1 protein-coding gene is annotated in these 1,544 nt (G+C 67.0%); it reads left to right on the top strand.

Annotation, left to right across the window (positions count from 1 at the left end):
- A partial coding sequence (locus tag I6U14_RS02820; RefSeq protein WP_296896723.1) for a penicillin-binding protein 1A occupies positions 1-1,544 on the top strand: 1,544 nt, incomplete at both ends.

Genomic DNA, 1,544 nt, shown 5'->3' with positions numbered 1-1,544 from the left:
ACCACCATCGACGAGAAGCTCCAGACCGAGTCGGACCGGGCGCTCCGCCGTGCGCTGATGGCCTACAACCGCCGCCATGGCTACCATGGTCCGGAAGACCAGCTGGAGGATGTTGCGGCCATGTCTGAGCCGCAGCTCGATGAGTACCTGGCCGGGCGGCCCGTGGTGCCGGACATGCCGGTGGGAGTGGTCCTCGAGGCCGGCGCCTCCAGCGCCCAGGTCTATCTCGGTGGCGGGGAGACCCGTGAGCTGCGCCTGTGGCAGGTGAGCCACATGCGCCGATATATCAACGAAAACGCCAAGGGCCGCCGTCAGGGCCGCGTGGACCGGGTCGTCGCCGTCGGAGACGTGATCCGCATGCGCAAGAACAGCAAGGGCAGCTGGATCTTGACGCAGGTGCCCACAGTGGGTGGCGCGTTGGTGGCGCTGTCGCCGACGGACGGCGCCATCCGCGCCGTATCAGGCGGCTACGAGTTCGATTGGTCCAAGTTCAACCGCGTTACGGACGCCCGTCGCCAGCCGGGATCCACCTTCAAGCCATTTGTCTATGCCGCGGCGCTCGGCAAGGGCTACACCCCGGCGAGCTTGGTGAGCGACACCCAGAAGTCCTTTGGGCGTTGGAAGCCGAAGAATGCTGACGGCAAGTATATGGGCACTGTGCGGATGCGGGTCGCGCTCGCCAAGTCCCGCAACCTGGCCATCATCAATCAGCTGGACCGTATGGGCATCGACTACACGCGCGACTTCCTCCAGCGCTTCGGCTACAGCATGGAGGACATGCCGCGCAACTATGGCCTGGCGCTCGGCGGCGGCAGCTCCACGCCCTTGCAGCTGGCGGCGGCCTATGCCGTCTTCGCCAACGGCGGCTATCGGGTGGAGCCGCACATCGTCCAGCGCATCGAAGACGCCAACGGTAATGTGCTGTTCCAGGCGGAGCCGCCGCGGGCCTGTGTCAGCTGCTGGTTGAAGCTCAAGGAGGGTGAGGCGGAGGTGTTGGGCCTGGACGGAGCGGGCAGCCCGTTGGCACAACAGGTCTTAGACCCACGCATTGCCTACAACATGAACTCCATGCTGCAGGATGTCATCACCAATGGCACCGCCCGGCGGGCGCGCCGGCTGGGGCGCTCCGACATCGCCGGCAAGACCGGCACCACCAACGAGTCCCGGGACTCCTGGTTCGCCGGCTACATGCCGCGGCTCGTGGCCATCGCCTGGATGGGCATGGATGACAACCGCCCACTCGGTGTGGGCGAGTGGGGCGGGACGGCCGCGCTCGGGATGTGGGTGGACTTCATGGCGGATGCGCTGGAAGACGAGCCCATCGCCAGAATCAAGCGCCCAGAGGGCATGGTGCCCGTGCGCGTGAGCTCGGCCACTGGCCGGGCGACAAGCGGTGGTGGTGTGCTGGAGTACATTCGCAGCGAGTATCAGCTCATGACCCTCGGGCCGAATCCTGTGAAATACGCCGCCGCGTCGGGCAGTGGCTCGCGCGCAAGCGGTTCCAGCCGCAGCAGCGGTCCGCGGCGCAGCGGTCCGCGGCGCAG

The organism is Thiohalocapsa sp., assembly GCF_019695415.1.
GTDB lineage: Bacteria > Pseudomonadota > Gammaproteobacteria > Chromatiales > Chromatiaceae > Thiohalocapsa.
The sequence above is the reverse complement of the archived record's forward strand: the minus strand, read 5'-3'. Positions and strand labels throughout refer to the sequence as shown.